Here is a 20,045-nt window from a genome sequence, read left to right on the forward strand (position 1 = left end):
CGGCTTTATTTGTCGGGGCCGGAACGGTCCGTCAGTTGCGCAGCGAATCGGGCACGATCCCGCCATTCTCGGCGAGCTTGGCCATCACCGCCTTGTGGAGCGCGATATTCTGTTCGGCGCTGCCGTCCTCACCGGCATGGACGCCGAGTTCCTGACCCAGTTCGCGGCGCGCGGCGAGGCTGGAATCGAGGTCGAGCAGCTTCAGGAGGTCGACGATCGACGATTGGTAATCGCCGCCGCCGTCCTTCATGTCGGCCATGGCGGACAGCACCGCACCGACGTCGACCGGCTCTGCGGGCGCGGCGGGGGTCGGTGCCGGCGCGGCGGCGGGGGTCGGCGCTGGCGCTGGCGCCGGCGTCGGTTCGGCCTGGGTCGTCTGCGGTGCCGGCTGCGGCGCGGCGGCCTTGTGGTGGAAGATCTTGCCCATGATGTTGCCGAAGATGCTCATCGTTCCGTCTCCCGTGAATGGATCGAGGCGGCAACGTCTGGCGAAGGAACGGGTTGCCGGGACGGCACGTTCATCGCGCGCTATAAGGGAGACGGAAAAATGCTGAAGAAAACCATGGTGATCCTGTCGGCATCGACGCTGGCGCTGGCGGCCTGCGGCCCGAAGACCGAGACGACGAACACCAGCGACACCACGATCGTGACCAATGACGGCGCCGCGTTCGACGCGGGCAATGCCGGCGTGGCGGCGACCAACACGACCGCGCCCGCCGCCGCCGGCCAGACGTTCGCCAACACCGCCGCGGCGAGCGACGCGTTCGAGATCGAGACGTCGAAGCTGGCGCTGGAGAAGAGCGGATCGGCCGCAGTGAAGAAATACGCCAACCAGATGATCGCGGCGCACACCGCCTCGACCGACAAGCTGAAGGCGACGGCCGCCGCGCTGACCCCGGCGATCACCCCCGATCCGGCGCTGACCGCGGAGCAGCAGGCGACGCTCGATACGCTCAAGACCAAGACCGGCGCCGATTTCGACGCCGCCTATATCGCCGCGCAGCAGTCCGGGCATCAGCAGACGCTCGACGCGCTGAAGGCCTATGGCGCGACCGGCGACGTGCCCGCGCTCAAGACGTTCGCGACCGGGCTGGTACCGACGGTGGCGGCGCATCTCAACATGGCCAAGGCGCTCAAGGCCTAAGTTGGCCGATCCAGTAGGGGCGCTCGCCACGCGGCGGGCGCCCTTCGCCTATCCGCGCGGGTGGCGAGCGGCGAGCGCGATGCCGGCGAGGTTTTTCGATCGCGGCACATGGCGGACGTGGACGCGCGCGATGCCGGCGATCGCGGCGCGATAGGCGGCGAGGTGTGGTTGCAGCTGTGGGCTGCGGCACCGCCAATTCCCCAACGCCTGTTCGACGATGGTGCGCGCGTCTCCGACCAGCAACACATCCCGCGCGCCCGCCGCAAGCGCGATCTCCACCGCGTAGCGCAGCGCCATCCACTCCGCGGTGCAATTGTCGCCCTCGCCGACGTCGTCGCGGATGTGGGCGCGGCCACCGGTGACGACGGCGATCTCCATCCGCCCCGGGTTGGGCCGCGCGCCGCCGTCGAAATGCAGCGTCATCCGCGCGGAACGGGCGGGCGCCTGCCGCGCTATAGTCTCGCCCTCGCCAAAAGGAACCGTCATGACCACCCGCAAAGCCATCCTGTACCGTATGGTCCTGCCCGAGCATATCTGCCCGTTCGGCGTGCGCGCCAAGCAGATCCTGCAATCGGAAGGATTCGAGGTCGACGACCGGATCCTGCGGTCGCGCGAGGAGGTCGAGGCTTTCAAGGCCGAACAGGGGGTCGATACGACGCCGCTGGTGTTCATCGGCGACGAGAAGATCGGCGGAAGCGACGATCTGGAACGCTATCTGGCGACGGCGGCGTAGCGGACGGCGCGATCGCTGAGTCATTGCGGTCACCCTCACCCTTCCGCGCCTTCGGCGCTCCCTCCCTCTCCCATCGGGAGAGGGAGAAGACGCCGAAGGCGGCGAAGGGTGAGGGCGAGAGCCTTTGCCTTGCAGGCGGTCGCTAATCCCGTCCGTTGTCCTTCGCCCGCTTGCGTCCCGGCGCATCGGGCGCGACGATCGCGACGCGGTCGAGCGCTTCCGGCACCAGCGCCAGCGTCTGGATCGCTGCGAGCCCCCATTGCGAGGCGGCGTTGGTCGAGACGCCCGGCCATTCGAGCACGCTGCCCACGACATGCCGCGGATCGGCAGGCCATGTCCCCAGTCCGGCGTCGCCCGACAGGAACTCCTCCGCCGCCCGCGCGGCGAGGGTCGCGTCCTTCTCCTGAAACGCGGCGTAGGCGGTCAGGCGGGAATGGCCCTCGCGCAGGTTGCGCGGGCCGAAGGGGGCACCGAACTTGGCCAGATAGTCCGCCTGCGGCGCATTGTACCAGCGGCAATATTCCAGCCACGCGGCGCGGTAGCGCGGCACGTCGAGCAGGCGGATCAGCTCGGCGCTGATCTCGACCGCGCCGAACACGGCGTTGAGGTGCGACAGGCCGATCTTGCGATTCTGGTCGATGAAGCGACCCGACGCCATGTCGAACGGCGCGCTACCCGTCATCCAGCCGTGCGGCAGCCGGCCGATGCCGTCGAGCCCGGCGACGATGCGATCGCGCCAGCGGGTATCGCCGGTCCGCTCCCATTCGGTCAGCCACGCCGCGGCGAGCGGGCACCAAGTGGTGCCGAAGGTCATCTCGATCGTACCCGCGGGCAGCACCGGGCGTTTCGCGCCGGGCACCTTGCGGCCGATCTCGACGCGGGTCAGCGCCTGGTCGGACGTGACGAGGTCGCGCAGCAGATCGCCGACGCGCTCGTCGGCGGTCAGGTAATAGAAGATGCGGCGGTAATTGGCGTTGCTGACGCGCGGCTGTTTCGAACTGTCGCTCCAATGCTGGACGCCGTGGCGGGTGCCGAGGCCGCGGAAGCGGCCTGTGTGATAGACGTCGACCTCCCCCGTGTGGCGCGTCATCGCCTCGGCGAGGCGGAAGGTCTGCGCGTCGCCGGTGCGCAGCGCCTGCGTCCACAGCCACAGGTCGGGCGATAGCTCGCTGTTCGCCCAGGCGAAGCCGCCGATGTCGTAGCGCCACTGATGCCGGTCGGCGTCGTAGCTGTGCATGACGTCGCCGTGGTTCCAGAAGCCGTACCACGACCGGCGATCGACCTCGCCCGCGTAGAAATCGACCAGATCGGTCAGCTGGTTCTCGATCGCGGTGCGGTTTGGCGTCGAGCGATCGGGCAGGTTCCAGTCGCCGAACACCTGCGCGGCGTGGAGGTGCGCAGGCGCGGCCATCAGCTGCGGCGGCTGCGCCTGCATCCGCGCCATCGCCGCCAGCGTCTCGGTCGGCGGGGTGGCGGGGAGCGCCCAGAGCATCAGCTCCGACGTGCGCGCGATGCCGCCGGCGTCGTCCCAGCCCGGCTCGTAATCCTCGTAGGTGACCGACAGGCCCTGGTTCTGCGCGTCGTATCCCTCCATGCCCATGACGCCGTGATAGGGCCGCAGGTCCATCGCCGGCGCCTCGGGCGACCAGAGCCAGGCGGTGAGCTGCGCGGTATCGCCGGCGGCGCCGTCGATGTGGAGCGCGGTCGGGTGCCGCTGCCAGAAATAGCGCTGGGCGAGCGCGACACCGCCGGTCGGCCCGCCGACATAGGCGAGGCCGGGGGCGCGATGCCCCTCGGCGCTGTCGATCCAGCCATGACCGGGGCCGGTGCGCTTCTGGATGGTGAAGCCGTTGGCATTGGGCTGTTCGAGGCGGACGTCGCCCCACGCCGGGATACGCTCGAGCACGTCGCGGACCGCGGGCGCCATCTGCGCGAGCGGCGGGGTGGCCTGTCCGGCGATCTGCGCCTCGCGGAACGGCTTGCCGGGGTCGCGGCGCAGGCCGGTGAGCGGGCGTACCCCTTCCGCGAAGGTCTGGCCGTCGGTGGCGATGCGCAGGTGGCGATCGTGCAGCGCGCCGGTCATCGGCACCGCGGCACGGAGGCCGAGCGCGGACAGGAAGTCCTTCGCCGGATCGCCGTCGACGACGACGCTGTGGACGATGCGCAGCGCCGCCGAGCCCGCATAGGCGTAAAGGCGGGCGGTGAAAGGCATCCAGCGGCGGTCACCTGCAACGTGGCGTCCCTCGATCTTCACCACCGCGCGCACGGGCCCGCGCTGTTCGACGGTGACGCGCTCGATCGTGCCGGCGAAGGGGGTGGGCTCGCCGTGCAGCGGATCGCTGCGCACCGCGCCGATCAACGTGACCGGGCCGAGCACCGGCCGCCCGCCGTAGCTCGCCGAGCGGACCAGCGCGTCGCCGCTGCGCGCGATGACCCAGCTGAGTTCGCCGCTTCGTATCGTCACCGCGTCGGCGCTTTCGGTGACGCGAACCGGCTGGCGCGGCGCGGTCTCGCGGCCGCGGGTGACGATCAGGCCGGCGGGGGCGACGTCGGCGGGGATGGCGTGCGCGGTCCATTTGAGCGAACCGTCGGGCCAGGTCGCGGTGGTCCAGCTCTGCGCCGGTACGCCCTCGCCCGCGGCGGTCTGCACCGCGAGGCGGGTGCCGCGCTTCACCACCCCACGCGGCCAGGCGACGCCGAACGTCTGCCCGGCGTGCATCGCCGGCGCGGCGCCGTCGATCCAGCGGATCGGCGCCGGCGCGAAGGCGGGCGCGGGCGCGGCATGGACGGCCGCAGGCAGCAGCACGGTCGCGCCGCCGAGCAGGCCGGCACGGATCGTATCACGGCGGGTCGGGTGCATGATTTTCTCCATCAGCGCTGCGTCACCGTCACGCGGCGAATGCGCAGGTGGCTCCAGGTGGTGCGCAGCCCCCAATGGCCGCGGCGATAGGGTTGGTCGTCGGCGAGCGTGAACAGCCGCCGCCCGTCGCGCTCGACCGCGACCGTGCGGCCGTCGGCGATCAGCCGGATGCGCGTCCAGACGTTGGGGCGCAGCAGGTCGGCGGGGGCGGACAGGTCATGCTCCGGGAGCAGCGGGCGGTTGCCGGGCTCGCCGACGTAGCGGCGGAAGCGGGTCGTCGCGTTGCGGTTGCCGCCGATGCCGACATAATAGGTCCTGAGGTCGTCATAGGCGGCGAAGGCGCCGCTGCGTGGGTGGGTGAGGACCGATCCGCCGTCCGCTTGCGTCGCCATCCAGAAGGCGTTGAGGTCGCTGACCCGGTCGTTGGCGCCGCCCTTGGCGACGGCCATCGCCTCGAACGCGATCGTCACCGGTGCGGCGACCGGGCGGCGCCACCACAGGGTCAGCCCCTTGGGGCTGTCGATGTCGATCGTGCCGTGGCGAAAGGTGACCTGCGCGGCGGGCGATTCGGCCTCGATCGTCCAGGCGGACGGGATGGCGAGCGACGCCGCCATGGCCACGAGGTTCACATATCCGCCCATCGGTCCTCCGCGAGGCGCTCTCGCGGCGCCTGGCTCTGTTTAGGACGAGTGGGTCAGCATGCCAAGCCTATCCCGAATATTCATTATCGATCCCACATAATGGCAGTTGCGTGGGGCGCGATCGCATCGCATGATGCGGGACAAAGAAACATCATGTGGAGAGCGACATGAAGATCGGCATCGTCCTGGCCCTGGCCGTCGCAGCGGCCGGCGGCGCGCAGGCGGCGGATACGCCCCCACGCATCTTCATCGCCAGCGATTCGACTGCACAGGACTATAAGCCGGATCGCTATCCGCAATCGGGCTGGGGCACGATGCTGCGCTGCGCGGTGCCGGGCGTGACGGTGGAGAATCGCGCGATCGGCGGGCGTTCCACCAACAGCTTCATCCGCGAAGGCCGGCTCGATGCGATCGCCAGGGACCTGCGCAAGGGCGACACGCTGCTGATCCAGTTCGGGCACAACGACGCGAGCGTCGACAAGCCCGAACGCTACACCACGGTGGAGCAGTATAAGGCGAACCTCGACCGCTTCCTCGCCGTCGCCAGGGCGGCGGGGGCGAAGGCGGTGATCCTGACCCCGGTGGCGCGTCGCGACTTCAAGGACGGCGTCGAACAGCCGAGCTTTCCCGCCTATGCCGATGCGGCGCGCGCCGTGGCGAAGGCGACCCACACGCCGCTGATCGACCTCGGCAAGGCGTCGCAGGCGATGGTGCAGGCGGCGGGGCCGGACGCGGCCAAGGCCTATTACCTGCATTACGAGGGCGCGGCGGGTGCGCCGGGCTATCCCAAGGGGGTGGCGGACGACACGCATTTCAGTGAACTGGGCGCGCGGCGGGTGGCGGATCTGGTCGCGGTGGGGCTGAAGGCGACGCGGCTGCCGATCGCGAAACGGGTGACGCCGCATGTGCCGGCGTTGATGCGCGCGACGTCGGCGGGTGGGCCGTCGTGCGGGTGATGTGGGTAGGTATAGTGGCAGCGACGGTAGCGGGCACTGCCCTAGCCTCCCCCCTCCGTCACCCCGGACAGGGCACCCATCAAAGTAATACTTTGATGGGACCCGTTGTTCCGGGGTCCACCGCGCAGCAAGCGTCGAAGCCGGAGGATGCGCGGAACGGTGGATGCCGGAACAAGTCCGGCATGACGGAGGTATGTGAGGAACGGGTCACGATCGACGAACCCGGTACCTGGTCCGTCCCCGCCACCCCCGGCAACTATCGCGTCACCGTGACGCTCGGGCTGCCGAAGGTCGCCACCGTCACCACGATCAAGGCCGAATCGCGCCGCCTGATGCTCGACGCCATCGCCGCCGCCGCCGGACGCAGCATCACGCGCAGCTTCGTCGTCAACGTCCGTAACGCGACCCTGACCCCGCCGCCGGCGAACGCACCGGGCGGCGACCGCGTGCTGCTCAAGCCGCGCGAGACGGGGTCGCTCAACTGGGACGACCGGCTGTCGCTCGAGATCCTCGGCGACCATCCCGGCGTCACCGCCATTCGCATCGAACCCGTCACCGTCCCGACGGTCTTCCTGCTCGGCGACTCCACCGTCACCGATCAGCCGGCGGAACCGGCGGCGAGCTGGGGGCAGATGCTGCCCGTCTTCTTCAAGCCCGATATCGCCATCGCCAACCACGCCGAATCGGGCGAGACGCTGAAATCGTTCATGAGCGAGCTGCGCTTCGCCAAGGTGCTCGAATCGGCGAAGCCGGGCGATGTCGCGCTCATCCAGTTCGGGCACAACGACCAGAAGGCGCAATGGCCGCAGACCTATGCCGCCGCCGAGACGACGTACCGCGATTACCTGCGCGCGTGGATCGCCGAATTTCGGCGGCGTGGGGTGACGCCGGTGCTGGTCACCTCGCCGGAGCGGCGGATGTGGACCGGGACCCGGATCAAGCCGACGCTCGCCGAATACGCCGCGGCGGTGAAGACGGTCGGTGCCGAACTGACGGTGCCGGTGATCGACCTCAACGCCGCCAGCATCGCCTTCTACGAGGCGCTGGGGCCGGGGCGCGCGCCGCTCGCGTTCAACGACGGCGGCAAGGACGCGACGCACCACGACAATTACGGCGCCTGGGTGCTCGCGCGCGCCGTGGCGCAGGGGATCGCGGGGTTGCCGCTGGGTGTCCACCTGCGCAGTGACCTCCCGCCGTTCGATCCGGCGCGGCCGCCCGATCCGGCGAGCTTCCGCCTCGCGCCCAGCCTGGCGCACGATGCCACGCGGCCGGACGGGAATTGAGATGACGACGCGACGTACCGTTATCGCCGGCGGGCTTGCCGCCATGCTGCCCCTGCCCGCCGTCGCCGCAGCAGAGCCGGCGGTCGAGCGCTTCCCGTTGTGGCCCAAGGCGCCACCCGGTGGCGAGGGGTGCAATATCGTCGACCAATGGGTCAAGCGCTCGCCGACCGGCGGGGCGGACGACATCGCGTGGCCGCATGTCGGCACGCCGATGCTGACCGTCGTGCGGCCCGCCAGGCCTAACGGGTCGGCGGTGCTGGTCTGTCCCGGCGGCGGCTATGCGCGGGTCGCGGTCGGGCGCACCGGCGGCGGCATCGCGCGCGACTTCGCCGCCCGCGGGGTGACCGCGTTCGAGCTGCTCTACCGCCTGCCGCACGATAATTGGGCGGCGGGGGCCGACGTCGCGTTGCAGGATGCACAGCGCGCGATGCGGGTGATCCGCGCCGGCGCGGGCACGCGCTGGGCGATCGATCCGGCGCGCGTCGCGGTTGCCGGCTTTTCGGCGGGCGGGCATGTCGCGGCGCGGCTGGCGACGCGCGCGGGCTCGCCGGTCTACGATCCCGTCGATGCCGCCGACCGGTGGCCGGCGCGGCCGGATGTGGCGGGGCTGTTCTTTCCGGTCGTCACGATGCTCGACGACGGCGTCCATGCGCAGTCGCGGCGCGAGCTACTGGGCGCGCACGCCGCCGATCCCGCGTGGCAGCGGCGCTATTCGGCGCAGATCGACCTGCCCGCCGACATGCCGCCGAGCTTCGTCGCGGCCAATGCCGACGATCCCGTCGTGCCGCCGCGCAACGCGGTGCTGATGTGGGAGGCGCTGCAGGCCGCCAGGGTGCCGAGCGAGCTGATGATCTTCGAACGCGGCGGCCACGGCCCGCCCGCCGCGCATCGCGACGGCACGCCGGTGCCGTGGCTGGACCTGTTCGCGAACTGGGCGGGCGATCATGGGTGGCGGGGATGATGCACGAGTGGGGACTCGGCTTTACGACGCCCACACCGTCATGCCGGACCCGTTCCGGCATCCATTGTTCAGCAAAGCATAAGCCAAGAGGCGTGCGGACGGGTGGGCCCCGGAACGAATCGAGGCCTCTGCGAAACCCTATCCGTGCTCCCGCGCAGGCGGGAGCCCAGGAGTCCCGAGTCCCATAAGCCGTTGTTTTGCTCGGCTCTGGGCTCCCGCCTGCGCGGGAGCACTGAAAGGGCGCGAGCTTTCGCAGAGGTTTCGAACGAGTCCGGGGTGACGTCGTATGAGAGGCGCGAGCAGAATCCTGGCCACGATGTTCGGGCAAGACACAAGCGGGTAAGGCCTCGTCCATGCCCCTGCCCCCTACTTTCTTCGACCGCGACGTCGCTACCGTTGCGCGCGACCTGATCGGCGCAACATTGCTCGTCGATGGCGTCGGCGGGATCGTGGTCGAGACCGAGGCGTATGACGCCGACGACCCCGCCTCGCACAGCGTGCGCGGACCGACGCCGCGCAATGCGGCGATGTTCGGGCCGGCAGCCCACGCCTATGTCTATCGCAGCTATGGCATCCACTGGTGCCTCAACCTGGTCTGCCAGCCGGGCAGCGCGGTGCTGATCCGCGCGATCGAGCCGACGCACGGCCTCGACGCGATGATCGCGCGGCGCGGGCTGTCCGATCCGCGGCTGCTGTGCGCCGGGCCGGGACGATTGTGTCAGGCGCTGGGCGTCGACAAGGGCCTCGACGGCGCGGCACTGGATGCGCCGCCGTTCGATCTGCGCCCCGCGGGCGATCCGCTGCTCGTCCATAGCGGCGCGCGGATCGGCATCACCCGCGCGGTCGAGACGCCGTGGCGCTTCTGCCACGCAGGCTCGCGCTTCCTGAGCAAGCCGGCCCGCTGACCCCATCGATCGGCGCGGATCGCCACATTGTGGCGCGCCTTGCGACCCGCAGCGCATGAATATCGCCCGCCTCCCTCCTGCAAGGTGTTTGGCATACATAATGCACTGACACACCTGCAGCCGCATCGCGCTGTTCCTTGGGAGGAAGTCCATGCTCATTACCGCCATCGCCGCCGCCATCCTGTCCAACACCACGCCGGTCCCCGCGACGACCGCGCCGCAGCCGACCGCGCCGGCGGCCTATGACCCGCGCGTCTGCTTCGAACAGCGTATCACGGGTTCGATGCTGCCGATCCGTACGTGCAAGAAGCTGAGCGATTGGCGCGCCCGGGGCGTCGATCCGCTCGCCAAGAAGTGACCGTTCGCCTCGCCGCGCCGGAGATGCGATTCTCCGGCGCGGCGACGCGGCGCTCCCGGTTCGGGAGCTTCCATGCTGCACCTGCGTTCAGGTCCCTCAACGATCCACGGGGGCCTCCGCTTGCAATCCTTGCCCGACCGGCTCGACGCCGGTTCGCCCTATCCGCTCGGCGCGACGTTCGACGGGCTCGGCGTCAATTTCGCGGTCTTCTCCGCCAATGCCGACGCGATCGAACTGTGCCTGTTCGACCCCTCCGGCAAGCGCGAGCTGCAACGCATCCGCCTGCCCGAATGCACCGACGAGGTGTGGCACGGCTATCTGCCCGATGCTGCCCCTGGGCTGCTGTACGGCTATCGTGCGCACGGGCGGTATGAGCCGGAGAACGGCCACCGCTTCAATCCCCACAAACTGCTGCTCGATCCCTACGCCCGCAAGCTCGCCGGGCAGATCAAATGGACCGACGCGCTGCACGGCTACAAGGTCGGCCACGCCAAGGAAGATTTGAGCTTCGACAAGCGCGACAGCGCGCCGGCGATGCCCAAGGCGGTGGTGGTGGACGATCACTGGGACTGGTCGCGCGACACGAAGCCCAACACGCCCTGGTCCGAAACGGTGATTTACGAGGCGCACGTCAAGGGGCTGACCAAGCTGATGGAGCTGGTGCCGCCGCGCGAACGCGGGACCTACGCCGCCTTGGGCCACCCCGCGGTGATCGCGCACCTCAAGCGGATCGGCGTCACCGCATTGGAACTGCTGCCCATCCAGACTTTCACGCAGGACCGGTTCCTGCAGGAAAAGGGCCTGCGCAACTATTGGGGCTACAACACCCTCGGCTTCTTCGCGCCCGAGCAGGCCTATATGTCGACCGACAGCCAGGACGAGCTGCGCCGCGCCGTCCACCGCCTGCACAAAGCGGGGATCGAGGTGATCCTCGACGTCGTCTACAACCATACCTGCGAAGGGTCGGAAAAGGGCCCGACGCTGTCGTGGCGGGGCCTCGACAATGCGAGCTACTACCGGCTGGTCAAGGATCAGCCGCGCTACACGATCAACGACACCGGCACCGGCAATACGCTCAACCTGACCAGGGCGCGCGTCATCCAGATGGTGACCGATTCGCTCCGCTATTGGGCGACGAGCTTCGGCATCGACGGCTTCCGCTTCGATCTCGGGCTGACGCTGGGGCGCGAGGACGATGGGTTCGATCCGGGTGCGGCGTTCTTCGACGTGGTGCGGCAGGACCCGGTGCTGGGGCGGCTCAAGCTGATGGCCGAGCCGTGGGACGTCGGCCCCGGCGGCTATCAGCTCGGCAATTTCCCGCCCGGTTTCGCCGAATGGAACGACCAATATCGCGACACCGTCCGCCAGTTCTGGAAGGGCGAGCCCGGCCAGCGCGCCGATCTCGCCGCGCGGCTGTCGGGCTCGGGCGACCTGTTCGACCGCCGCTCGCGCCGGCCGTGGGCGAGCATCAACCTGCTCTCCGCGCACGACGGCTTCACCCTCGCCGACACGGTGATGTACGAGGAGCGCCACAACGAGGCGAATGGCGAGGACAATCGCGACGGCCACGACAACAACCATTCGCGCAACTGGGGCCATGAGGGGCCGAGCGACGATCCCGACATCAACGATGCGCGCGGGCGCGTGCAGCGGTCGATGCTGACGACGCTGCTCGCCTCGCTCGGCACGCCGATGCTGGTCGCGGGCGACGAATTCGGCCGGACGCAGCAGGGCAACAATAATGCCTATTGCCAGGACAATGCGATCAGCTGGCTCGACTGGGAAGCCGCGGCGAGCGAGACGGGCGAGACGCAAATCGCCTATGTCGCGCGCCTCGCCGATCTGCGCCGTCGCTATCCGGTGCTGCGCGCCGCGACCTTCCTGTACGGCGAGGGGTCGCCCGGTCATGGCATCGACGATATCGAATGGTGGGACGAGCGCGGGCAGCGGCTGAGCGACGACGACTGGCAGAACCCGGAAGGGCGCGCGCTGATGATGCGCCGCGCGACCTGCAATGTGGCGGGCGAGATCGAGGCGGTGTCGCTGCTGGTCAACGGTTCGCCCGACCCGGTGACCTTCCACATGCCGCCGCCGCACGCGCAGCGTGTCGTGCTGATCGACAGCGCCAGGCCCGAACAGGGCGAAGTGGAGATCGAGGACAGCTACGAGGTGGCGCCGCAGGGTGCGGTGCTCGTCACCTGGACCGCGAGCTTCGCGGACGACGCGGCGTGACGCAGCGCTGGGGGGCGGAGCTGCGCGACGACGGGGCCACCCGCTTCGCGCTGTGGGCGCCGGCGCGCGAGGCGGTGACGCTCGAGATCGACGGCGGCGAACCGCTGGCGATGGCGGCGGAGGCGGACGGCTGGTTCGCCGCGACCGCGCCGGCGCCGGCGGGGACGCGCTACCGCTTTCGCCTTGACGATCGCGCGGTGCCCGACCCCGCCAGCCGCGCACAAGCGGGCGGCGTCCATGGCTGGAGCCTCGTGATCGACCCCGCGCACGACTGGACGACGCCCGACTGGCGCGGGCGGCCGTGGGAAGAGACGGTGCTGATCGAACTGCACGCCGGCGTGCTCGGCGGCTTTCGCGGCGTAATGGACCGGATCCCGACGCTCGCCGCGCTCGGCATCACCGCGATCGAGCTGATGCCGGTCAATGCCTTCGGCGGCACGCGCAACTGGGGCTATGACGGCGTCCTGCCCTATGCGCCCGCCGAAGCCTATGGCTCCCCCGCCGAACTCAAGGCGCTGGTCGACGCGGCGCACGCCTTCGGCCTCTCGGTGTTCCTCGACGTCGTCTACAATCACTTCGGCCCCGACGGGAATTACCTGCCAACCTATGCCCCCGATTTCTTCGATGCCGATGCCCATACGCCATGGGGCGGTGCGGTCGCGGTGGAGCAGGCGGCGGTGCATCGCTTCTTCGTCGACAATGCGCTGATGTGGCTTGGCGAATACCGCATCGACGGCCTGCGCTTCGACGCGGTCCATGCGATCGGCAACGACGAATTCCTCGACGCGATGGCGGCGGAGATCCGCGCGGCGTTTCCCGATCGCCACATCCACCTGATGCTCGAGAACGAGCGCAACGATGCCGAACGGCTGCGCGGCGGCGGCTATGACGCGCAGTGGAACGACGATTTCCACAACGTGCTCCATGTGCTGCTGACCGGCGAGACCAGCGCCTATTACGTCGACTTCGCCGACCGGCCCGCCGAACGATTGGCGCGCTGTCTGGCGGAGGGGTTCGTCTATCAGGGCGAACCCTCCGCCAACCACGACGGCACGCCGCGCGGCACGCCGAGCGCGCACCTCGCGCCGACGCGCTTCGTCGCTTTCCTGCAGAACCACGACCAGGTCGGCAATCGCGCATTGGGCGAGCGGTTGACGACGCTGACCGACACCGCGCGGCTACGCGCGGCAACCGCGCTGCTGCTGCTGTGCCCGCAGATCCCGCTGCTGTTCATGGGCGACACCGAGGGCAGCGAGACCCCGTTCCTGTTCTTCACCGACTTCCACGACGCGCTGGCGGATGCGGTGCGCGAGGGCCGGCGGAGGGAATTCGCCAAGTTCGACGCCTTTGCCGACCCCGCGGCGCGTGCGCGCATCCCCGATCCCAATGCGGTCGAGACGTTCGAACGCTCGCGCCCCGAGCCGGGGCCGGATGCGGACGGCTGGCGCGACCTGATCCGCGACCTGATCGCGCTGCGGCAGGCGGCGATCGTGCCGTATCTTGCCGGCGCCTCGGCGATCGGCGCGGAGGCGATCGGGGATGCGGCGGTGACGGCGCGCTGGCGGCTGGGGGATGGCAGCGTGCTGACGATCGCGCTCGATCTGGCGTACGATCCGGCGCCTTTGCCGGCGTGCGAGGGCGAATTGCTGCATGCTGAAGGCGAACGGTTTCGTGCGTGGATAGCGAAGTGAGGTGCGCGCAGAGGCGCGGAGGACGCAGAGGGGTTGCGGCCGGGGCCGGCGGCGGCCTTCTCTTCATTGAAGAAGATTTTCACGCGAAGACGCGAAGCCGCAAAGAAGGTGCACATGGGTCGACCGTGGTTCTTCCTCTTCGCGTCTTCGCGTCTTCGCGTGAATCATATCCCGTCGAAACGAAGCATCGGGCCGCGACACCAGCCAAGCGGCGCGCACGCCTCCGCGTTCTCTGCGCCTCTGCGCACAAAGCCTTTTTCTGGCCGAGCGCCGACCTCTCTCCAATCCATACGTCACCCCGGACTTGTTCCGGGGTCCACCGATCCGCAAACCATCACGCCGATGGAATTGTGGCACCGTGGATGCCGGAACAAGTCCGGCATGACGAGGTGTTGGGGGCGAATGTAGCGACCTCCCCTAGCTGCGGAGTGGCGTCTTGACCGACCTCACCACAGAAGCCGCTGCCGCGGGGCTGCAGATCGAATGGGAGGATGCCGAGGGACGTCCGCATCGCGTCGACGCCGCAGTCCTGCGCGCGGTCCTCGACACGCTCGACACACGCATCGACGGGGTGCCGTTCGTCACCGGCGACGTCGGTCGGCCGGTCGCCGCCTCCGCCGCAGCGGGTCCTGCGCAACTGATCCTCGAAGACGGCACCACGCGCACCATCATGATCGGCCCCGACGGTACGATCCCGCCGATCGCCGAGGCGGGCTATCACCGGCTCGACACCGCCGCCGGCGTCATCGATCTCGCCATCGCGCCGCTACGCTGCGTCGCGCCGCCTCCCGGCCATGGCTGGGGGCCTGCGGTGCAAGTCCCGGCGCTGCGCGGGTCCCGGCCGACGCCGTATGGCGATCTCGGCACGCTCGCCGAAGCGGCACGCGATTTCGCGCGCGCGGGGGCGGATGTGCTGGCGATCAGTCCGACGCATGCGCTGTTTCCCGCCGATGCCGCGCGATTCAGTCCCTATGCGCCGTCGAGCCGGCTGTTTCATCATGCGCTGCTCGCCGATCCGGGGCTCGCGGGCGTCGCCGGGACGGCGGAGGACGGCGGCGCGTTGATCGACTGGCAGCGGGCATGGCCCGAGCGGCTGGCGCAATTGCGTGCCGCCTTCGACCAAGCGCCTACCGACCTGCTTGCCCGCTTCGACGCCGCGCGCGCCGGACGACCCGATTGGGACGAGCACGCCCGCTTCGACGCGCTGCACGCGCATTTCTTCGCGGCGGACGGCGCATGCGGGTGGCAGGACTGGCCGGCGGACTATCACGACCCCGCCGGTGCCGCCGTCGCGCGGTTCGTCGCCGATCATGCGCGCGAGGTCGCGTTCCACGCCTTCCTGCAATGGCTCGCCGACGCCAGCCTCGCGCAGGCGCAGGCCGCGGCGCGCGATGCGGGGATGCGGATCGGGCTGATCGCCGATCTCGCCGTGGGCATGGACGCGGGCGGCAGCCATGCGTGGAGCCGGCGTGGCGACCTGCTGACCGGGCTGTCGATCGGGGCGCCGCCCGATCCGCTCGGGCCGCAGGGGCAGAATTGGGGGATCACCGCGCTGTCGCCGTTCGCGCTGCGGCGGACCGGGTTCGACGGCTTCATCCGCACCGTGCGCGCCGCGCTGTGCCATGCGGGCGGCGTGCGCATCGACCATGCGCTGGGGCTGCAGCGATTGTGGGTGATTCCCGACGGCGGCAGGGCAAGCGACGGCGCCTATCTGGCGATGCCGTTCGCCGACCTGCTGCGCATCCTCGCGCTCGAATCGCACCGGGCGAATGCGATCGTCATCGGCGAGGATCTCGGCACCGTCCCGCCGGGGTTCCGCGACGCGATGGCGGCGAAGGGCATGCTCGGCATGCGCGTCCTGCCCTTCGAGCGCGACGATACGGGCTTCATCCCCGCGACCGACTGGGACGCGGCAGCGGTGGCGATGACCGGCACGCACGACACCGCGACGCTGGCCGGCTGGTGGACGGGACGCGACATCACCTGGAACCACAAGCTGAAGCGCAGCAGCGGCGACGAACCGTCCGACCGCCTGTGTCGCATTGGCGAGAGGAAGGCGCTGTGGACCGCCTGTGAGACGGCGGGCGTCGCCGACGGGCCGTTGCCCAACGATGCGGCGCCCGCGATCGACGCCGCGATCGCCTTCACCGCACGGGCGCCCTGCCCGCTGACGATCGTGCCGCTCGAGGACCTCGTCGGGATCGCCGAACAGCCCAATCTGCCCGGCACCACCGACGAACATCCCAATTGGCGCCGCCGCATGCCCGACACGACCGAAGCGCTGCTCGCCCGGCCCGAGGTCGCGCGTCGCGCTGTCATCCTTTCAGCAAAGAGCCAAGCATGACGCCCCGCGCCACCTATCGCATGCAGTTCCACGCCGGCTTCACCTTCGCCGATGCGGAGGCGCTGGTGCCCTATCTCGACCGGCTGGGGATCAGCCACCTCTACGCCTCGCCGATCACCGTCGCGGCCAGGGGCTCGACCCACGGCTATGACGTCATCGATCCGACCCGCATCGCGCCCGACCTCGGCGGCGAAGAGGGCTTCCGCAGTCTCGTCGCCGCGCTCAAGGCTCGCGGCATGGGCGTGGTGATCGACATCGTCCCCAACCATATGGGCGTCGCCGGCGGCGGCAACGCATGGTGGAACGACGTCCTCGCCCACGGACAGGCGAGCGATTATGCGCGCTTCTTCGACATCGACTGGTCGCGGCGGCTGCTGCTGCCGGTGCTCGGCGACACGCTGGCGGCGACGATCGCCAATGGCGACCTCGCCGTCGAGGGCGACCACATCGTGGCGTACGGCGAGCACCGTTTCCCGCTGCGCCCCGACGTGCAGGACACCGACCTCGCCACCTTGCTCGACCGCCAGCATTATCGCCTCGCGAGCTGGCGCGTCGCCAACGACGAACTCAACTGGCGCCGCTTCTTCACCGTCAACGACCTCGCCGGCATCCGCATCGAAGACGCGCACGTGTTCGAGGCGACGCACGCGCTCTATTTTCGCCTGTACGACGAAGGGCTGATCGACGGCGTCCGCATCGATCACGTCGATGGGCTGACCGACCCGATCGGTTATTGCCGAAGCTTGCGCGAACGGCTCGGTCCCGATGCATGGATCGTCATCGAGAAGATCCTTGGGCCCGGCGAAGGCCAGCCGGTCGGCTGGGGTGCCGACGGCACCAGCGGCTACGACTTCATGGAACAGGTGGCATTGCTGATCCACGAGCCGCTCGGCGCGCTGCCGCTCGAGGAATTGTGGCAGGAAATCAGCGGCCGCTATCAGGGGTTCGAGGCGGAGGAGTTCGAGGCGCGGCAGGACCTGCTCGCGTGGCAATTCGCCGGTCAGCTCGATGCCTGCGTCGCCGCCTTCGTCGCGCTGAACGACGACGAGGCGGTCACCCCCGCAATGTTGCGCCGCGCGATCGAGCGGTTGCTATGGGTGTTCCCGGTCTATCGCACCTATGGCACCGGCGATGCCGCCCCCGCGACCGATGCCGCGATCCGCGGGCTGGTGCGCGAGCGTGTCGCATGGCTGATCCCGCCCGGCGAGGCGCATGTCGTCGACCGTATCCTCGCATGGCTCGCCGGCGAAGGACCGGGCGACGCTGCCGACGCGGTGCGCCGCTTCCAGCAGCTCTCCGCACCGATCGCCGCCAAATCGGTCGAGGACACCGCCTTCTACCGCTCCGGCCGGTTGCTCTCGCGCAACGACGTCGGCTTCGACGCGACGATCCTGGGCGTGCCGGTCGAGGCGTTCCATCAGCTGATGGCCGACCGCGCGCGCGACGTGCCGCATGCGATGCTGACCACCGCGACGCACGACCACAAGCGCGGCGAGGATGTCCGCGCCCGGCTCGCGGTGCTGAGCACCATCCCCGACGTCTGGCGCGCCCGCGTCAAGGCGTGGGAGGCGATGGCCTGGGGCTGGGGCCACGACGTCGATGGCGGCGACCGCTACATGCTGTTGCAGACGATCGTCGGCGCGTGGCCGGACGACGGCGCGAACGGCGACTTCGCCGAGCGGGTCAAGGCGTGGCAGCAGAAGGCGCTGCGCGAGGCCCGGCTGCGCTCGTCGTGGGAGGCGCCGGACGAAGCCTATGAGGCCGCCGCCGCGACGCTGGTCGACGCCTATCTCGGCGATCCGCGTTTCGTCGCCGAGGTCACCGCGTTCGTCGCCGACCTCGCGCCGGCGGCGGAGGCGAACACGCTCGTCCAGACGCTGCTGCGCTATACCGTGCCGGGCGTGCCGGACCTGTATCAGGGCACCGAGCTCGCCGATCTCAGCCTGGTCGATCCCGACAACCGCCGCGCGGTCGATTACGCGACGCGGGCGGCGTTGCTCGGCAGCGACGCAGCACCCGCGAAGCTGCGGCTGATCGCCGACCTGCTCGCCCTGCGACGCGCGCACCCGACACTGTTCGCCAAGGGCGACTACGTCGCTGCCTCCGTCGAAGGCAGCGACCGGATCTGCGCCTTCACCCGCAGCCACGACGGCCGCACGCTCGCGGTCGCCGCGCTGGTGCGGGGGACGGAGGTGCCCGATGCGACGATCGCCTTCGCCGATGGACGGACATGCACCGCAGCGGAGGTCTTCGCGAACCGCGCGGTGGGGTACGCGCTCGCCTGACCCGCCGCTACGCCTCCGCCACCCGCGCCGCGTGCCAGAACATCAGATAGCCGAACACCCCTGACACCAGCGACGCACACAGGATCGCCAGCGACGCCAGCTCGGTCTGCGTCGGATCGGTGAACGCCAGTTCGGTGATGAACAGCGAGATGGTGAAGCCGATTCCCGCCACCCCGCCGATGCCGAGCACCATCCGCCACGTCACGCCCTCGGGCAGCGTCGCCGAGCCGAGCCGCGTCGCGAGCCATGTCGCGCCGAGGAACCCCACCGGCTTGCCGATCACCAGCCCGGCGACGATCCCCAGGCTGAGCGGCGCGTGCATCGCCGCGCCGATCGCCGGTGCCGACAGGTGGATGCGCACGTTGGACAAGGCGAACAGCGGCAGCACGATATACGACACCCACGGCGTCAGGATGCGCACCAGTCGCTCCGCCGCCTCGTCGGTCGCCGCCGCCATTTCGTGGATATAGCCGAGCCGCGTCTGCGCGCGCTCCTGCTGCTCCGCCGCGACCTCGGCATCGTCGGTCTGTTCGGCGGCGGATTGCGCTTCCTTGAACTGGTCGACCGGCCGCTGGACGCGCTCGGCGAAGCCACGCCCCGACAATCGCGACCGCGTCGGCAGCAGCAGCCCGACCGCGACGCCTGCGATCGTCGGGTGCACGCCCGACCCGAACACGCCGATCCACACCGCGAGACCGAGCAGCACATAGGGGATGGGCGCCACCCAGCGCAGCCGCAGCAGCGCGACGATTGCCAGGTAGGCGACGCCCGCCAGCGCCAGGAACCACGGCTGGATCGCGGCGGTATAGGCGAAGGCGATGACCAGCAGCCCGAACACGTCGTCGATCGCCGCGAACGCCAGCAGCACCGCGCGCACCGCCGGCGGCAGCCGCGTCGTGAACATCGCGACGACGGCGAGGCTGAACGCGGTGTCCATCGCCGCCACCACCCCCCAGCCGTGCTGCGTCGGCGTACCGTGGTTGAACGCCCAGTAGATGCCGATCGGCACGACCAGCCCGCCGACCGCGCCCGCCACCGGAAACACCGCGGTGCGCCACGACGCCAGCGATCCCTTGACGAATTCGCGCTTCACCTCGGTACCGATGATGAGGAAGAACAGCGGCATCAGCAGGTCGTTGACCCATTCCGCCGCCGACCGCGACAGCGTCCACGCGCCGTAGCTGAGGCTGATCGGCCGGTCCCACAGCCGCACGTAATCCGCCCCGAACGGCGCATTGACGATCGCCAGCGCCAGCAGCGACGCGATCAGCAGCGGCCCGCCCGACACCTGTCCGATCGCGAAGAACGGCCCGATCTTCTGGACGAGCCCCGCCGCCGGGGAATGATGCGCCCGCGCCGCGACCTGCCCGGAAACGCGTGGGGTCAGCGCCATGTGTCGTCCCGTGATGTGGATGTCGGGTAACCATACGGGTGAGACGTGGCATGCGTTCCGTTGGCCGGGGGGTGCCCGCCCCCTCTCCGCCTCCACCGTTCGTGCTGAGCCTGTCGAAGCACCGTGAGACTCACCTGCCCTTCGACAGGCTCAGCAACCATTATGATGCGGGCATCCATTCGGCTTGTCTGGCGAGGACGGTGTTGGCGTAGATGAGGAGTTTCCGTGCGCAGGCGGTGAGGGCTTGTTTGTGATTTTT

The 20,045-nt window shown here is 69.8% G+C and carries 16 protein-coding genes; 11 read left to right on the top strand and 5 right to left on the bottom strand.

Features of this window, described 5'->3' with window-relative positions:
- Positions 1-31: 31 nt before the first annotated feature.
- Positions 32-448 (bottom strand): DUF3597 domain-containing protein, encoded by a 417-nt coding sequence (locus M9979_RS07675; protein WP_254288756.1) that lies wholly within the window; start codon positions 446-448, stop codon positions 32-34.
- Positions 449-547: 99 nt separating this feature from the next.
- Here M9979_RS07675 and M9979_RS07680 point away from each other — a divergent pair, with 99 nt between their 5' ends.
- The gene (locus M9979_RS07680; protein WP_254288758.1) at positions 548-1,144 is read left to right on the top strand and encodes a DUF4142 domain-containing protein; all 597 of its coding nucleotides are present in this window, start codon (positions 548-550) and stop codon (positions 1,142-1,144) included.
- 48 nt (positions 1,145-1,192) lie between these two features.
- Here M9979_RS07680 and M9979_RS07685 read toward each other — a convergent pair whose 3' ends face one another.
- Positions 1,193-1,630 (bottom strand): reverse transcriptase-like protein, encoded by a 438-nt coding sequence (locus M9979_RS07685; protein WP_254288759.1) that lies wholly within the window; start codon positions 1,628-1,630, stop codon positions 1,193-1,195.
- On the opposite strand from M9979_RS07685, the gene M9979_RS07690 reads away from it, so the two are divergent.
- Positions 1,629-1,877 carry a glutaredoxin domain-containing protein gene (locus M9979_RS07690; RefSeq protein ID WP_254288761.1) on the top strand — a complete coding sequence of 83 codons (249 nt, stop codon included), beginning with the start codon at positions 1,629-1,631 and terminating at the stop codon, positions 1,875-1,877. The two genes, M9979_RS07685 and M9979_RS07690, sit on opposite strands and share 2 nt — an antisense overlap.
- Before the next feature lie 142 nt (positions 1,878-2,019).
- Here the strand turns inward: M9979_RS07690 and M9979_RS07695 are convergent, their stop codons facing one another.
- Positions 2,020-4,737 (bottom strand): exo-rhamnogalacturonan lyase family protein, encoded by a 2,718-nt coding sequence (locus M9979_RS07695; protein ID WP_254288763.1) that lies wholly within the window; start codon positions 4,735-4,737, stop codon positions 2,020-2,022.
- 11 nt (positions 4,738-4,748) lie between these two features.
- Entirely contained in the window at positions 4,749-5,366 is a 618-nt protein-coding gene (locus M9979_RS07700; protein ID WP_254288764.1) for a DUF6250 domain-containing protein, read from the bottom strand.
- Between the two features lie 179 nt (positions 5,367-5,545).
- Here M9979_RS07700 and M9979_RS07705 point away from each other — a divergent pair, with 179 nt between their 5' ends.
- The 9 genes from M9979_RS07705 to treY all read left to right on the top strand — a co-directional run bounded on the left by M9979_RS07705 (position 5,546) and on the right by treY (position 18,393).
- Entirely contained in the window at positions 5,546-6,334 is a 789-nt protein-coding gene (locus M9979_RS07705) for a rhamnogalacturonan acetylesterase (protein ID WP_254288765.1), read from the top strand.
- A gap of 182 nt (positions 6,335-6,516) precedes the next feature.
- A complete protein-coding gene (locus M9979_RS07710) occupies positions 6,517-7,617 on the top strand; it encodes a rhamnogalacturonan acetylesterase (RefSeq protein ID WP_254288766.1) in 1,101 nt (366 codons plus the stop codon).
- A 1-nt stretch (position 7,618) separates the two neighbouring features.
- Positions 7,619-8,578 (top strand): alpha/beta hydrolase, encoded by a 960-nt coding sequence (locus M9979_RS07715; protein WP_254288767.1) that lies wholly within the window; start codon positions 7,619-7,621, stop codon positions 8,576-8,578.
- Positions 8,579-8,931: 353 nt separating this feature from the next.
- The gene (locus M9979_RS07720) at positions 8,932-9,483 is read left to right on the top strand and encodes a DNA-3-methyladenine glycosylase (RefSeq protein ID WP_254288768.1); all 552 of its coding nucleotides are present in this window, start codon (positions 8,932-8,934) and stop codon (positions 9,481-9,483) included.
- A gap of 151 nt (positions 9,484-9,634) precedes the next feature.
- On the top strand, positions 9,635-9,841 hold the full coding sequence (locus tag M9979_RS07725) for a hypothetical protein (protein WP_254288769.1): 207 nt from the start codon (positions 9,635-9,637) through the stop codon (positions 9,839-9,841).
- A gap of 120 nt (positions 9,842-9,961) precedes the next feature.
- Complete coding sequence (gene glgX, locus M9979_RS07730; protein WP_254288770.1) at positions 9,962-12,073, top strand: glycogen debranching protein GlgX; 2,112 nt, start codon at positions 9,962-9,964, stop codon at positions 12,071-12,073.
- The gene (treZ, locus tag M9979_RS07735; protein WP_254288771.1) at positions 12,070-13,764 is read left to right on the top strand and encodes a malto-oligosyltrehalose trehalohydrolase; all 1,695 of its coding nucleotides are present in this window, start codon (positions 12,070-12,072) and stop codon (positions 13,762-13,764) included. The genes glgX and treZ overlap by 4 nt, the downstream gene beginning before the upstream one ends.
- A 436-nt stretch (positions 13,765-14,200) precedes the next feature.
- Positions 14,201-16,108 carry a 4-alpha-glucanotransferase gene (gene malQ, locus M9979_RS07740; protein ID WP_254288772.1) on the top strand — a complete coding sequence of 636 codons (1,908 nt, stop codon included), beginning with the start codon at positions 14,201-14,203 and terminating at the stop codon, positions 16,106-16,108.
- Positions 16,105-18,393 carry a malto-oligosyltrehalose synthase gene (treY, locus tag M9979_RS07745; RefSeq protein ID WP_254288773.1) on the top strand — a complete coding sequence of 763 codons (2,289 nt, stop codon included), beginning with the start codon at positions 16,105-16,107 and terminating at the stop codon, positions 18,391-18,393. Before malQ ends, treY begins: the two co-directional genes overlap by 4 nt.
- A 7-nt stretch (positions 18,394-18,400) precedes the next feature.
- Here the strand turns inward: treY and nhaA are convergent, their stop codons facing one another.
- On the bottom strand, positions 18,401-19,786 hold the full coding sequence (gene nhaA, locus M9979_RS07750) for a Na+/H+ antiporter NhaA (protein ID WP_254288774.1): 1,386 nt from the start codon (positions 19,784-19,786) through the stop codon (positions 18,401-18,403).
- Between the last annotated feature and the right edge of the window lie 259 nt (positions 19,787-20,045).

The sequence above is a fragment of the Sphingomonas liriopis genome, assembly GCF_024211255.1.
Lineage (GTDB): Bacteria > Pseudomonadota > Alphaproteobacteria > Sphingomonadales > Sphingomonadaceae > Sphingomonas > Sphingomonas liriopis.

Excerpts from the sequence above, each read along its gene's own strand:
- M9979_RS07685 (WP_254288759.1), bottom strand. The coding sequence starts at position 1,630 with ATGACGGTTCCTTTTGGCGAGGGCGAGACTATAGCGCGGCAGGCGCCC.
- M9979_RS07680 (WP_254288758.1), top strand. The coding sequence starts at position 548 with ATGCTGAAGAAAACCATGGTGATCCTGTCGGCATCGACGCTGGCGCTG.
- M9979_RS07690 (WP_254288761.1), top strand. The coding sequence starts at position 1,629 with ATGACCACCCGCAAAGCCATCCTGTACCGTATGGTCCTGCCCGAGCAT.
- M9979_RS07715 (WP_254288767.1), top strand. The coding sequence starts at position 7,619 with ATGACGACGCGACGTACCGTTATCGCCGGCGGGCTTGCCGCCATGCTG.
- M9979_RS07705 (WP_254288765.1), top strand. The coding sequence starts at position 5,546 with ATGAAGATCGGCATCGTCCTGGCCCTGGCCGTCGCAGCGGCCGGCGGC.
- M9979_RS07720 (WP_254288768.1), top strand. The coding sequence starts at position 8,932 with ATGCCCCTGCCCCCTACTTTCTTCGACCGCGACGTCGCTACCGTTGCG.
- M9979_RS07695 (WP_254288763.1), bottom strand. The coding sequence starts at position 4,737 with ATGCACCCGACCCGCCGTGATACGATCCGTGCCGGCCTGCTCGGCGGC.
- M9979_RS07675 (WP_254288756.1), bottom strand. The coding sequence starts at position 448 with ATGAGCATCTTCGGCAACATCATGGGCAAGATCTTCCACCACAAGGCC.
- M9979_RS07725 (WP_254288769.1), top strand. The coding sequence starts at position 9,635 with ATGCTCATTACCGCCATCGCCGCCGCCATCCTGTCCAACACCACGCCG.
- M9979_RS07710 (WP_254288766.1), top strand. The coding sequence starts at position 6,517 with ATGACGGAGGTATGTGAGGAACGGGTCACGATCGACGAACCCGGTACC.
- nhaA (WP_254288774.1), bottom strand. The coding sequence starts at position 19,786 with ATGGCGCTGACCCCACGCGTTTCCGGGCAGGTCGCGGCGCGGGCGCAT.
- treY (WP_254288773.1), top strand. The coding sequence starts at position 16,105 with ATGACGCCCCGCGCCACCTATCGCATGCAGTTCCACGCCGGCTTCACC.